The sequence below is a fragment of the Aeromicrobium sp. genome (assembly GCF_036675695.1).
Classification (GTDB): domain Bacteria; phylum Actinomycetota; class Actinomycetes; order Propionibacteriales; family Nocardioidaceae; genus Aeromicrobium.
On sequence record NZ_JAKFEL010000223.1, the window covers coordinates 18,141 to 29,095 of the forward strand.

The following is a 10,955-nucleotide window of genomic DNA, read 5'->3' on the forward strand; positions in this document are numbered from 1 at the left end:
CTGCCGTTCATTCGCCGGTCGGATACGTTGGCATGCATGAGTGAACTCGGATTTACACTGAAGGTGTTCCGTCAGATCGGGATGCTCAAGCCGATCCTGCCCCACAAGATGCTCGGCGCGGGCCTGCAGCTGGTGAAGTGGGGACCGGGCTTCCCCTCGGGTGTGAACGCCGCTGCCAAGCGCTTCCCCAACCAGCTCGCGATCATCGATGACGCCGGCGAGCTGACCTGGTCGGAGTTCTCCGCGCAGATCAACCAGCTCACACAAGCGATCAAGGACCGCGGCATCGAGCCCGGCGACTCGGTCGCGCTGCTGTGCCGCAACCATCGCTACATGTTGACCGCCATGATCGCGATCATGCAGGCGGGTGGACGCGTGCTTCTGCTCAACACGATGGCCAGCCGTGGTCAGCTCGGAGAGCTCGCCAAGCGTGAGTCCGCTTCGCTGGTCATCGTCGACCAGGAGTTCCTCGACGTCGCAGCTGACGTCGACAAGGACAAGGTGATCCTCGCCTGGGCCGACCAAGATGCGCCGGCCGACATCCCGACAGTCGCCTCGATCAGCGCTGGTCAGCCGACCAAGGCGCACTCGAAGCCGTCACGCCACGGCCAGGTCATCATCTTCACGTCCGGCACGACGGGACTTCCCAAGGGAGCGCGCCGCGAGGAGCCCGCCGACCTTAAGCCGCTCGTGTCGTTCTTCGGTGCAATTCCTTATCGGGGCAACGCCACGATCGTCCTCGCCGCACCGCTGTTCCACTCTTGGGGTCTCATCAACTTCGGCTTCGGTCTGTCGCTGGCGCCCACGTACGTCCTGCGCCGTCGCTTCGAGCCGACTCGTGTCATCCAAGACATCGAGGAGTACAAGGCTGACGCCCTGGTCGTGGTGCCGCTGATGATGCAGCGCATGGTTGACGCCGATCCCGAGGTGATCAAGAAGGCTGACGTCTCCTCCCTCAAGATCACCGCGTCCAGTGGCTCCGCGCTCGCTGGCGAGCTGGCGAATCACTACATGGACACCTTCACCGACTCGGTCTACAACTTCTACGGCGCCACCGAGACCGGTTGGGTCACGATCGCCAGTCCAAAGGACCTGCGCGAGGCGCCCGGTACGGCTGGCGTGCCGCCGTTCCGTACGACCGTCCGCATCCTCGACGCTGAAGGCAAGGAGGTGCCGCGCGGTGAGACTGGAGTCATTCACGTCGGCAACGACATGCCGTTCGGCGGCTACACCGACGGCAACACCAAGGCATTCAGCGACGGTCTGATGAGCACCGGCGACCTGGGACATTTCGATGAGAACGGACGACTCTTCGTGTCGGGCCGTGACGACGACATGATCATCTCCGGCGGCGAGAACGTCTTCCCGCGCGAGCTCGAAGATGCGCTGATCGATCACCCTGATGTCGCCGACGTGGTCGTCACCGGCATTGACGACGACAAGTTCGGCCAGGTGCTGGCGGCGTACGTCGTGGTCAAGGAAGGCAAGTCGCTCACCGAACAGGACGTCAAGACGTACGCGAAGGAGCACGTCGCTCGGTTCGCCGTACCGGGCAAGACGATGTTCTTGGACGAGCTGCCGCGCAACCCCACCGGCAAGGTCATGAAGCGCGAGCTCCCTGAGTTTGACTGAGCGAAGCTCACGCATGGACCGCAGCCGCGCAACTAGGCTGACCGAGTGAACATCACGTACGACCCTCATCCGGACGGGCAGCCAGATCCTGGTGAGGTCGTCTGGACCTGGGTTGCGTACGAGGACGATCCCTCGCAGGGCAAGGACCGACCGGTCGTGCTGATCTCTCGTGAGGGCGACAGGCTCATCGGTCTGATGATGACCTCAGTCGACCATGATCGCGACATGGCGAACGAGGCCGCCGAGGGTCGCTTTTGGTACAACCTCGGGCCGGGTCCGTGGGACTCCAAGGGTCGACCGAGCGAAGTCCGACTGGATCGCTTCCTGGTGGTCGATCCTGCTGAGGTTCGTCGGGAGGGCTCCGTCCTTGACGAGCCGCGATTCTCCGCTCTCGTCGCAGCGCTGGGACCGCACCTACCGTGACCGAGCCCCGCATCGGACGCATCGACGCCTTTCAGCGCAAGCACGCGATCCTCGGATTCCCGATTGCCGTGATCTACAAGTACTTCGACGACCAGGGCCCGTACCTCGCCGCGATCATCTCCTACTACGCGTTCATTGCGATCTTCCCGTTGCTGCTGATCTCGACGTCGATCCTCGGGTTCCTCCTGCAGGGTGACGACAAGCTACGGGACCGGTTGCTCGACACCGCACTCAGTCAGTTTCCGATCATTGGCGACGAGCTCGTACGGCCCAATGGTCTCAGCGGTAGCACCTCGGCCATCGTGATCGGCTCGTTGGCCGCCTTGTATGGCGCGATGGGACTAGGACAGGCCAGCCAGAACGCCGCCAACATCGCCTGGTCGGTGCCCCGCAACAGTCGGGCCAATCCGTTCTTGCTGAGGCTGCGGAGCATCTTCTTCCTCGCTTCGGCCGGCATTGGCATCCTTCTCATTGCGATCGTCACGACGGTATTCAGCAATTCAGATCAGATCGGTGGTGTCTCGGGCCAAATCGGACTCGGCATCAAGTTCGTCGGCTTTCTGCTGAGCGTGCTGATCTTCGGCGGCTTGTTCCGGTTGGTCAGCGGTGGTCGTGGGTCTTGGAGGGCAGTTCTGCCGGGCGCAACGACAACGGCGGTGCTGTGGCAGCTCCTGCAGGTCGGCGGCCAGTCTTTTGTGGAGAATGTCATCAACAAGGCTGGCGGGGTGAACGACACGTTCGCGCTCGTCCTCGGACTGATGGCGTTCATCTTCCTGGCCGCAGTCATGACGGTCCTCGGGCTCGAGGTCAACGTCGTCACCGCTCGCAAGCTCTATCCCCGCGCGCTGCTCACTCCGTTCACTGACAACGTCGTCCTCACCGACGCTGACCAGAAGGCGTACGCAGCGTACGCGAAGTCGCAGCGACACAAGGGATTTCAGTCGGTTGAGGTCACGTTCGAGGACCGCAAACCGAAGCGGCCACCGTCCGACTAGGCTGGTGGTGCACAGACCGACAACCGTGAGGAAATGCCATGCCTACGGGCAAAGTGAAGTGGTATGACGCCGAAAAGGGCTTTGGGTTCCTGAGCCAGGACGAAGGCGAAGACGTCTACGTCCGCTCTGATGCCCTGCCCGCTGGCGTTGACACGCTCAAGGCTGGCAGCCGCGTCGAGTTCGGCATCGTGCAGGGCAGCCGTGGAGACCAGGCCCTCCAGGTGCGTCTCTTGGATCCCGTCACGTCGGTGTCGAAGTCACAGTCGCAGGCACGCCGCAAGGATCCCGAAGCGATGGCGGTCATTGTCGAAGACCTCATCAAGATGCTCGACAAGATCGGTGAGGGCTACCGTCACGGTCGTCACCCAGACAACAAGGTCTCCAAGCCTGCGGCCCAGGTTCTACGGGCAGTCGCAACAGAGCTCGAGCTCTAGAACTCCCTGGTCTGCCCAAGTGTCTCGGTCGGTCGGGATGCTGGTTCGTTGCGCGCGCGGGTGAGCACGAACGCGAGCCAGCCGAGCAGGATCGCGGCGATCGCGAGCAGGCCGACGCGTGGGGTGGCATCGATCGTGAACAGACCGATGCCGACCAGACCGCCGATGACCCACGACAGCTGAAGCAGGGTCTCGGAACGGGCGAACATGCTCGTACGCACCTCTTCGAGCACGTCGTTCTGGATCAGTGCGTCGAGGCTCAGCTTGCCCAGCGACTGGCACAACCCGATCGTGATGCCCAGCAGCACGCAGGTCCACCACGTGAACAGCACCGCAACGATGCTGACGACGGCGACGTCGAGGACCAGGACGGCGATGACGACGTTCTGGGGCTTGCGGGATCGTGCCGAGGACCCGATGAGGACGCCGATGACGTTGCCAAACCCGGCTCCGCCGATGACGAGACCCAGCAGGATCGTCGCGTTGCCACTCCACCCCATCGACTCGGGCGGCTCGCGCAGGGTGAACGCCATGAAGATCGTCAGGAATCCCGACAGCAGGCGCAGACCCGCATTGCTGCGGAGCCCGTTCACGACGCCGCGGGTGATTGCGATGCCCTTCTTCTTGGTGGTGGTCGCGATCTGGCTCAAGTCGACCGGCCGCTCACCCTCGCTTGAGTCGACGCGCGCCGGCAGCAGGATGGCCAGGATCGTGCCGACGACGAACAGCAGAGCCGCATAGCGCAGTGCCCACGGAGCGCCGATGGCAGCAGCAGCGATTGCGATGGGCGCCGAGATCGCGCCCGCGGCGGTACCGGTCAACGAGATGCGAGAGTTGGCCTTCACCAATGTGAACTCCGCCGGCAGGATGCGCGGCACGGCCGAGGCGCGAGTGACGCCGTACGCCTTGGAGGCCACCAGGCAGCCGAGCGCGGCGAAGTAGAACGCGGGGGATTCGTCGACGACCGCGCCGGCGAGCACCCAGCAGCAGAACGCGCGTACGGCGAGAGTGGCGCCGATCGCCCAGCGCCGACCGCGGCGGAACCGGTCGAGAAACGGGCCAATCAGCGGTGCGACGATGGCGAACGGGAGCATCGTCAGCACCAGGAACAGTGCGACCTGCCCGGCTGCATCGTCGGTCGGCACGGTGAAGAAGAGGGTTCCGGCCAGCGAGACGGCAATCGCTGCATCGCCAGCAGTGTTGAACGCATGCAGCTCGAGCAGGCGCGACAGCCCACTCTCGCCGGCGCCACCGGCGTGGGTGAAGCGTCGGGCGCCGGTGAACGCCGTGGTGCTGCCCTGCGCCACAGCTCGAGCCGTTCGGGTGGACACCTTGCCCGCGATGCGCGCCGAACGGGACAGTCGCGACTCGACAGGATTTTCGGGGGCAGAGTCCATGGGCGCAGGAGGGTGGACGGGTGACTGCGGCTCGTCCTGCTCGTCCATATCTTCATCCTGCCTCACCGCGGGTAGCGCGCACTGTGTGCCATGGAACAATGGACGCATGTCCGTTGACGAGAAGCTCAATGCCGCGATTGATGTCGCGCGCGCTGCCGTCGACGAGGTCGCCGATGCGGGCGTCGTCGGCGAGCACCTGCGTGCCGTCGAGGACGAGAGCGGCATGGTGTCGCACCATTTCGGCTGCACCAAGCCCGGCTATGTCGGGTGGTACTGGTCGGTCAGCGTGTCGCGCGCCCCTGACTCTGAAGCCGTCACGATCAACGATGTCGTGCTGCTGCCCGGCGATGACGCGATTGTCGCGCCGGTATGGACTCCCTACCGTGAGCGCATTCGTCCGGGCGACCTCAGCCCCGGCGACGTACTCCCGCCCGATGAGGACGACGTACGACTGGTTCCGACCTGGAGTGCGGGTGACGGCGAGGAGCAGACCGCCGATCGCTTCTTCGCCCGCGAAGTTGGCTTGGGCCGCGAATGGACTCTCTCGTTCGAGGGTCGCGAGATGGCAGCAGACCGCTGGCACGAAGGCGATCAGGGACCGGATGCTCCGATCGCGCAGCAGGCGGCAGGTTCATGCATTTCGTGCGGCTTCATGGTGAGCCTCGCCGGACCACTGGCCGAGCGCTTCGGCGTATGCGCCAACGGCATGGCCAACGATGATGGTCGCGCTGTGTCGTTCGACCACGGCTGTGGCGCACATTCAGGTGCCCGGCTGAGCCGCTCGGCCGCTCCTCAGGAACTTCCCCCGACAGTGTTCGACACGGTCGGCACCGACATCGACGAGTTCTAGAACTCAGTCCACCCGGCGGCGACGCCCCGGCTGCATACGCAGGGCGTTGCGGCGGCGACGGCAGTACTCGATGCCGATCAGGCCGAGGCCGAATCCAGCGACCGCGGTCCACAACCACCAGGTGTGGTTGTCCTTGTCGAGCGTGCCAAGGAACGGCAGAAGTGCGACGGCAACGACGCCCCACACGATCGTGCCGACAGTCATGGTCCGTACGCCATCAACGTCCATCGGCTCGACCTCGGCGACCCGGTGGGTCTTGCTGCCGATCTCGAGCTCAGTGATCTCGGGGCGACCGAACTCGTGGCGACGGGCGGCGCGATCGAGGCGAGCGATCTCACGATGGCCCATCTTGCGCTCGATGGTCTCGGGACCGTCGCCCTGACGGATCACCCAGTCGTCTTTGTCTGTCACGTCTCCACAGTACCCGCCGGAATCCGCACGGCTCGTGCGTCCTGTCATGCTTGGCGGCAATGAATCCGCGCTACCGTCGACTGCTGATCCCGGGACTGCTCGTCCTGTTGCTCGTGGTCGTGATCGTCAGTTCCCTGGCTCGTCGTGCCGACGGGGCCGAGGCCAAGCCGCAGGTTGTCAGTCGTATGAAGGATTCCCGGATCACCGAGTCGAGCGGACTGGCGTTGAGTCGGGCGTATGACGGAATCGTCTACACGATCAACGACTCGGGCAATGATCCGCTGATCTTTGCGATCGAGCTGAAGACGGGTCGTACGGTCGGCGTGACGCGAATCGAGGGCGGCACGCTGAGTGACACCGAGGCGCTGGCGATCGACAGTGAAGGAACCCTCTGGGTGGCTGACACCGGCGACAACCTCGAGCGTCGCAAGGACGCCGCGCTGTATGCACTGCCCGAACAAGGGCCGGGCAATCACACCGTCGTGGCATCGCGCTACCCGATCTCGTATGACTCCGACTCCCGCAACGTCGAGGCACTACTGGTCAATCCGATCACTGGCGCCAAGCTCCTGGTGAGCAAAGCGTTGCTCAGCGGCACGATTTACAAGCTGCCGACCACGCTGTCGACCGATCACGCCAACGTCGCAGTCGCCCAGAAGGGCGCTGGGCCATCGACGGTCACGGACGCGACCTTCACGGCGGACGGCAAGTACGTGGTGATGCGTACGTACGCCTCGATGTACCTGTTCGACGCGACGAACGGGAAGCTGCTGAACGGCGTTCGGGCGCCCGATCAGAAGCAGGGCGAGACGATCGCGGCCGAGCCGAACTCCTTGCTCGTCGGGAGCGAGGGCGCCAGATCGCAGCTCATACGGGTACCGATCCCTTCGGCCAACCCGGAGCCGACGGCACCGCCGAGTGCGAAGCCGACGCCCGAGCAGGGTGAAGATCTGCCCGTCGAACCGATGCTGTTTGTGTTCGGTGCTGTGGGGGCTGCTGTGCTTATGGGTGTTGGTGTGGCGATTCGTGCAAGACGTTCTCGTCGAGTCGTATCGGACTGAGGCCTTCCTCTGGCATGCTCCCTTGTCGACAGGCCTCGGGCACACACTCCCATCGAGAGCAGAGGGCGCGATGACAAGTACGACGAAAAAGCCCAGCGACGGCAACGCGCTGGACAACTACTTCAAGATCAGCGAGCGCGGATCGAGCATTGGCAAGGAGGTCCGCGGCGGTGCCGTGACCTTCCTGACGATGGCGTACATCATCGTGCTCAACCCGATCATCCTTGCCGGCGTCGCTGACGCAGACGGCAAGTTCCTCGGTGGCGGCACGGAGCCGGGCTCAGGATTCGCGACGATCGCGGCCGTGACAGCGCTGGTGGCGGGCTTGTTGACGATTCTCATGGGCGTCGTCGCCAACTTCCCACTCGCACTCGCGACTGGCCTCGGACTCAACGCGTTCGTCGCGTTCTCGATCGCGTCGCAGATGACGTGGGCAGACGCGATGGGCCTGGTTGTGCTCGAAGGCTTGATCATCCTGGCCCTCGTGCTGACCGGCTTCCGCAAGGCGGTGTTCGACGCCGTTCCACGGCAGCTCAAGACCGCGATCGCTGTCGGTATCGGTCTGTTCATCACGTTCATCGGTCTGGTCGACGCGGGCTTCGTACGTACGAGCGGTCTCGCCGCTCCTCCGGTGAACCTGGGCATCGGCGGCGAACTGTCCGGTTGGCCTGTGCTGGTGTTCATCATCGGCCTGTTGCTGATGATTTCGCTCTACTCGCGCGGCGTCCCGGGAGCGATCCTGATCGGCATCATTGCCACGACGATTATTGCCGGCATCGTCCAGGCGATCACTGACACCGCTCCCAGCCTTGGTGATCCCACCTCCAAGGGATGGAACCTGAACGTCCCCGAATGGCCCGACAAGGTCTTCGCCAAGCCGGACTTCGGTTTGCTGGGTGAATTCAACCTGTTCGGCGGCTTCCAGGAGGCCACCGTCATCACCGCCACGTTGCTGGTGTTCACGCTCCTGCTCGCTGACTTCTTCGACACGATGGGCACTATGACCGCAATCGGCGCTGAGGCCGATCTCAACGACGAGGACGGCACGCCAGAGGGTGCGCAGAAGATCCTGATCGTCGACTCGATCGCCGCCGCGGCAGGTGGCGCGGCGGGCATCTCGAGCAACACGTCGTACATCGAGTCGGCTTCGGGTGTCGGTGACGGCGCTCGTACGGGCCTCGCCTCGGTCGTCACGGGTGTGCTGTTCCTGCTGTCGACGCTGGCCGTCCCGCTGGTCGAGCACATCCCGAACGAAGCGGCTGTTCCTGCACTCGTGCTCGTTGGCTTCCTGATGATGAGCCAGGTCAAGAACATCAGCTGGGACGACTCGGACATTGCGATCCCGGCGTTCCTGACGATCGTGCTGATGCCGTTCACCTACTCGATCACGGCCGGTATCGGCGCAGGCTTCATCGCGTACGTCGTGATCAAGCTGGTCAAGAACAAGATCGCCGAGATTCACCCGCTGATGTGGCTGATCTCGATCCTGTTCGTCGTGTACTTCGCGATCGATCCCATCACCCGCTGGGTCAGCTAGCCGGATGGGGGACCCCCCACGCCTCGATGCAAGGGACGGATCGCAGTCACTTGCGGGGCGTAGGGGGATTAGGTTGGGTGCCATGCACATCGCTCTTGGAGACCAGGTTCCACAGGTTGCCGACAGCGCGTGGGTGGCACCCAACGCAACCCTCGCCGGATCAGTCGTGATCGGTGAGGGGGCAAGCGTTTGGTACGGAGCTGTCCTGCGCGCCGACAACGAGCCGATCACGATCGGCGCGAGGTCGAACGTGCAGGACAACTGCGTTTTCCACGTCGACAAGGGCAAGCCCGTCCTGCTCGGCGAAGGCGTCTCGGTCGGTCACGGTGCCGTCATCCATGGCGCGACAGTTGAGGACCACGTCCTGGTCGGCATGGGTGCGATCATCATGAACGGCGCTGTCGTCGGTGCCGAGTCGCTCATCGCCGCAGGTGCCCTCATCTCCGAGGGCGTCGTCATACCGCCCCGGTCACTCGTGGCAGGGGTGCCCGGCAAGGTGCGTCGAGAGCTGAGCGACGACGAGGTGGCCGCGCTGCACCACAACTCCGAGATCTACGAGGAGCACCGCGACTACCACCGTGACGGTCGCGTCGTCGGCTAGAGGTTCTCGGCGACGTAGTCGATACAGGCCGTCAGGGCGCTGACGTCGTCCGGGTCGATCGCGGGGAACATCGCGATGCGCAGCTGGTTGCGGTTGAGGCCGCGGTAGCCGTCGATGTCGACGATGCCGTTCTCGCGCAGCGCCGCAGTGACGGCTGATGCCTCGACGCCGTCGAGGTCGATCGTGCCGACGACGAGCGAGCGATCAGCGGGATCGGCGACGAACGGGGTGGCGTACGCCGACGCCTCAGCCCACTCGTACAGGCGCGTAGACGAGTCCGTCGTGCGCTTGATCGCCCACTCGAGTCCGCCCTCGCCGAGCATCCACTGGAGCTGGCTGTTGAGCAGGTGCAACGTCGCAAGCGCAGGGGTGTTGTAAGTCTGGTTCTTGCGCGAGTTGTCGATCGCAATCGGCAGGTCGACGAAGCCGGGGATGTGCCGGCCGCTCGCCTTGATCGTGTCGGCACGCTCGATCGCGGCCGGCGACATCAGCGCAATCCAGAGACCGCCGTCGGATCCGAAGGTCTTCTGCGGGGCGAAGTAGTAGGTGTCGGTCTGCGCGATGTCGATGGGCAGGCCGCCCGCGCCCGAGGTCGCATCAATGACGATGAGCGCTCCATCGTCGGCACCCGCAACGCGTTGCACCGGCACCATGACGCCAGTCGAGGTCTCGTTGTGCGCCCAGGCGTACGTGTCGACGCCCGCGACGGCGACCGGATCGGGGTGCGTCGTGAACGCGCTCTCGCGTACGTCTGGATCGGCGAGGAAGGGTGCGGCGGCAACGGCCTTGGCGAACTTGGCGGTGAACTCACCGTGAACGAGGTGTTGGCTGCGTTCGCGGATCAGCCCGAATGTTGCAGCGTCGAAGAACGCATGCGATCCGCCGACGCCCAAGACAACTTCATAGCCGTCGGGCAGCGCGAACAGTTCGGCAATGCCCTCACGAACACTTCCGACGAGGTTCTTGACGGGAGCCATGCGGTGCGAGGTCCCCATGAGCGTGGCGCCGGTGGCGGCGAGCGCGCTGAGCGCCTCGGTACGCACCTTGGAAGGGCCGGACCCGAATCGTCCGTCCTTTGGCAGCAGCTCTGCGGGGATCTTCACAGGGCTAGTCTCTCAGCCGCCACGCCTGCCACAGGTTCGGCACCTCGACATCGGCGCGGTGCCGTGCGGCTCGCGCAGGCGTGTGCTGGCGATAGACGACCACGACGGCGATCAGAGCGATGAGCGCGGCCAGTCCGGCGGCGTAGGGCATGCGTGTCCTTTCGGGCGTGCCGGAGCGGATATGTCACTCCGAGTTACACCTGGGACGACCCAAGTCGTCAGATATGACGCGAATACGGGAAACATGTCCGTCACATTGGTCACATCTGGTGGCCGCGCTCGTGCGCCAACTCATACGATGCCCCTTATGTCGGACGCACCAGCAATTGAAGTCGACCTCGCGGACGGCATCTCCCACGAGCCAGCTGAATGGGAGAAGGAGACCGCCGCAGTTCTGCGCAAGTCGCGCCGCCTCGGCGAGGACGCGCCTGATTCTGACGTGTGGAAGGTTCTTGCGACCTCCACGCTCGACGGGATCACGGTGACACCCCTGGGCACGGCTCAGCTCGTC

The 10,955-nt window shown here is 64.4% G+C and carries 12 protein-coding genes and 1 pseudogene; 9 read left to right on the forward strand and 4 right to left on the reverse strand.

Annotation, left to right across the window (positions count from 1 at the left end; translation table 11 throughout):
* Nucleotides 1–36: 36 nt before the first annotated feature.
* Genes V6M39_RS14360 through V6M39_RS14375 form a run of 4 tightly spaced genes read left to right on the forward strand, consistent with a single transcriptional unit; the run spans nt 37 to nt 3,484 of the window.
* Nucleotides 37–1,632 (forward strand): AMP-binding protein, encoded by a 1,596-nt coding sequence (locus tag V6M39_RS14360; RefSeq protein ID WP_332644496.1) that lies wholly within the window; start codon nt 37–39, stop codon nt 1,630–1,632.
* A 45-nt stretch (nt 1,633–1,677) separates the two neighbouring features.
* Nucleotides 1,678–2,055, forward strand: coding sequence for a type II toxin-antitoxin system PemK/MazF family toxin (locus V6M39_RS14365; protein ID WP_332644497.1), 378 nt, complete (start codon nt 1,678–1,680; stop codon nt 2,053–2,055).
* A complete protein-coding gene (locus V6M39_RS14370; RefSeq protein ID WP_332644498.1) occupies nt 2,052–3,050 on the forward strand; it encodes a YihY/virulence factor BrkB family protein in 999 nt (332 codons plus the stop codon). The genes V6M39_RS14365 and V6M39_RS14370 overlap by 4 nt, the downstream gene beginning before the upstream one ends.
* A gap of 38 nt (nt 3,051–3,088) precedes the next feature.
* Nucleotides 3,089–3,484 (forward strand): cold-shock protein, encoded by a 396-nt coding sequence (locus V6M39_RS14375; protein WP_309967126.1) that lies wholly within the window; start codon nt 3,089–3,091, stop codon nt 3,482–3,484.
* Here V6M39_RS14375 and V6M39_RS14380 read toward each other — a convergent pair.
* Entirely contained in the window at nt 3,481–4,929 is a 1,449-nt protein-coding gene (locus V6M39_RS14380; RefSeq protein ID WP_332644499.1) for an MFS transporter, read from the reverse strand. The genes V6M39_RS14375 and V6M39_RS14380 overlap by 4 nt on opposite strands.
* Before the next feature lie 58 nt (nt 4,930–4,987).
* On the opposite strand from V6M39_RS14380, the gene V6M39_RS14385 reads away from it, so the two are divergent.
* A complete protein-coding gene (locus V6M39_RS14385) occupies nt 4,988–5,731 on the forward strand; it encodes a DUF3027 domain-containing protein (protein ID WP_332644500.1) in 744 nt (247 codons plus the stop codon).
* 3 nt (nt 5,732–5,734) lie between these two features.
* Here V6M39_RS14385 and V6M39_RS14390 read toward each other — a convergent pair whose 3' ends face one another.
* The gene (locus V6M39_RS14390) at nt 5,735–6,142 is read right to left on the reverse strand and encodes a DUF2530 domain-containing protein (protein WP_309967132.1); all 408 of its coding nucleotides are present in this window, start codon (nt 6,140–6,142) and stop codon (nt 5,735–5,737) included.
* A gap of 59 nt (nt 6,143–6,201) precedes the next feature.
* Here V6M39_RS14390 and V6M39_RS14395 point away from each other — a divergent pair, with 59 nt between their 5' ends.
* The 3 genes from V6M39_RS14395 to V6M39_RS14405 all read left to right on the forward strand — a co-directional run bounded on the left by V6M39_RS14395 (nt 6,202) and on the right by V6M39_RS14405 (nt 9,341).
* Complete coding sequence (locus V6M39_RS14395; RefSeq protein WP_332644501.1) at nt 6,202–7,203, forward strand: hypothetical protein; 1,002 nt, start codon at nt 6,202–6,204, stop codon at nt 7,201–7,203.
* A 70-nt stretch (nt 7,204–7,273) separates the two neighbouring features.
* Nucleotides 7,274–8,740 (forward strand): NCS2 family permease, encoded by a 1,467-nt coding sequence (locus V6M39_RS14400; RefSeq protein ID WP_332644502.1) that lies wholly within the window; start codon nt 7,274–7,276, stop codon nt 8,738–8,740.
* An 82-nt stretch (nt 8,741–8,822) separates the two neighbouring features.
* Nucleotides 8,823–9,341: a gamma carbonic anhydrase family protein gene (locus V6M39_RS14405; protein WP_332644503.1), complete on the forward strand. Its 519-nt coding sequence runs from the start codon at nt 8,823–8,825 to the stop codon at nt 9,339–9,341.
* Here V6M39_RS14405 and serC read toward each other — a convergent pair.
* Both serC and V6M39_RS14415 read right to left on the reverse strand, forming a co-directional pair.
* Entirely contained in the window at nt 9,338–10,444 is a 1,107-nt protein-coding gene (serC, locus tag V6M39_RS14410; protein WP_332644504.1) for a phosphoserine transaminase, read from the reverse strand. The genes V6M39_RS14405 and serC overlap by 4 nt on opposite strands.
* Before the next feature lie 4 nt (nt 10,445–10,448).
* Nucleotides 10,449–10,595: a hypothetical protein gene (locus V6M39_RS14415; RefSeq protein ID WP_332644505.1), complete on the reverse strand. Its 147-nt coding sequence runs from the start codon at nt 10,593–10,595 to the stop codon at nt 10,449–10,451.
* 156 nt (nt 10,596–10,751) lie between these two features.
* Here V6M39_RS14415 and V6M39_RS14420 point away from each other — a divergent pair.
* Nucleotides 10,752–10,955 (forward strand): annotated as a pseudogene (locus tag V6M39_RS14420) (methylmalonyl-CoA mutase); the annotation flags it as partial.

Excerpts from the sequence above, each read along its gene's own strand:
- V6M39_RS14395 (WP_332644501.1), top strand. The coding sequence starts at position 6,202 with ATGAATCCGCGCTACCGTCGACTGCTGATCCCGGGACTGCTCGTCCTG.
- V6M39_RS14385 (WP_332644500.1), top strand. The coding sequence starts at position 4,988 with ATGTCCGTTGACGAGAAGCTCAATGCCGCGATTGATGTCGCGCGCGCT.
- V6M39_RS14375 (WP_309967126.1), top strand. The coding sequence starts at position 3,089 with ATGCCTACGGGCAAAGTGAAGTGGTATGACGCCGAAAAGGGCTTTGGG.
- V6M39_RS14405 (WP_332644503.1), top strand. The coding sequence starts at position 8,823 with ATGCACATCGCTCTTGGAGACCAGGTTCCACAGGTTGCCGACAGCGCG.
- V6M39_RS14360 (WP_332644496.1), top strand. The coding sequence starts at position 37 with ATGAGTGAACTCGGATTTACACTGAAGGTGTTCCGTCAGATCGGGATG.
- V6M39_RS14380 (WP_332644499.1), bottom strand. The coding sequence starts at position 4,929 with ATGGACGAGCAGGACGAGCCGCAGTCACCCGTCCACCCTCCTGCGCCC.
- V6M39_RS14400 (WP_332644502.1), top strand. The coding sequence starts at position 7,274 with ATGACAAGTACGACGAAAAAGCCCAGCGACGGCAACGCGCTGGACAAC.
- V6M39_RS14415 (WP_332644505.1), bottom strand. The coding sequence starts at position 10,595 with ATGCCCTACGCCGCCGGACTGGCCGCGCTCATCGCTCTGATCGCCGTC.